The following is a 960-nucleotide window of genomic DNA, read 5'->3' as shown; positions in this document are numbered from 1 at the left end:
GGGGCGCCATGTCGCCGGCTGCCCGGGCGGCACTGCTGGCTCTGGCCGGCAGGATCGGAGCCCCCGTTGCCACGACGCTGCGGGCCAAGGATCTCTTTCGCGGCGAGCCCCACGACCTCGGCGTCTTCGGTGGTCTCTCCCACCCCCTGGCTGCGGAGGTGATCGCAGCGAGCGACTGCATCGTGGCGTTCGGCGCGTCCCTCAACGGACGCACCACCGGCGGCGGCGGCCTGGTCGAGGGCAAGACCGTGGTCCAGGTCGACCTGGACCCCCGCCGGCTCGATCGCGTCTCACCCGGGACGGTGTGCGTGGCCGGCGACGCCGCCGCGGTTGCCGACCGGATCCGCGGGTGGCTCGACGAGGCCGACGTGCCGGCCACCCGCCACGCTTCGCCCGAGCTCGCCCAACGGCTGGCCGCCTCTCCGGGCCCGTCCTACGCACCCAGCGTCGCCGAGGGGACGGTGGAGATGCGACGAGCGCTGGAGCTGGTGGACGCGGCGGTGCCCGAGGACCGGATCCTGGTAGTCGACGGCGGACGCTTCATCTACGACACCTGGGCGATCCTGCACGTCGAGCATCCGCAGTGGTACGTCCACACGCTCTCGTTCGGTTCCATCGGCCTAGGTGTCGCCAGCGCGATCGGTGCCGCCCGTGGCGTCCCCGGGCGTCCAGTGCTCACCGTCTGCGGTGACGGAGGCTTCATGCTGGGCGGGTTGGCGGAGTTCTCCACCGCCGTCCGCGAGAGCCTGGACCTGATCGTGATCGTGCTCAACGACGGTGCCTACGGCGCTGAGTACATCCAGCTCGTGGACCAGGGCCTCGATCCGCGCATCTCCACGGTCACCTGGCCGGATCTCGCCTGCGTCGCCGACGCGTTGGGTGGGACCGGGCTGACGGCTCGCAGCGAGGCCGAGCTGACCGACCACCTCGGCGCGCTCGGCGAGCGGGTCGGGCCGGTGT

The 960-nt window shown here is 72.3% G+C and carries 1 protein-coding gene; it reads left to right on the top strand.

The window, feature by feature from the left end:
* The coding region (locus Q0L15_RS19885; protein ID WP_296606343.1) for a thiamine pyrophosphate-dependent enzyme at positions 1-960 on the top strand (960 nt) is incomplete at both ends.

Source organism: Nocardioides sp. (genome assembly GCF_024509035.1).
Classification (GTDB): domain Bacteria; phylum Actinomycetota; class Actinomycetes; order Propionibacteriales; family Nocardioidaceae; genus Nocardioides.
The sequence above is the reverse complement of the archived record's forward strand: the minus strand, read 5'-3'. Positions and strand labels throughout refer to the sequence as shown.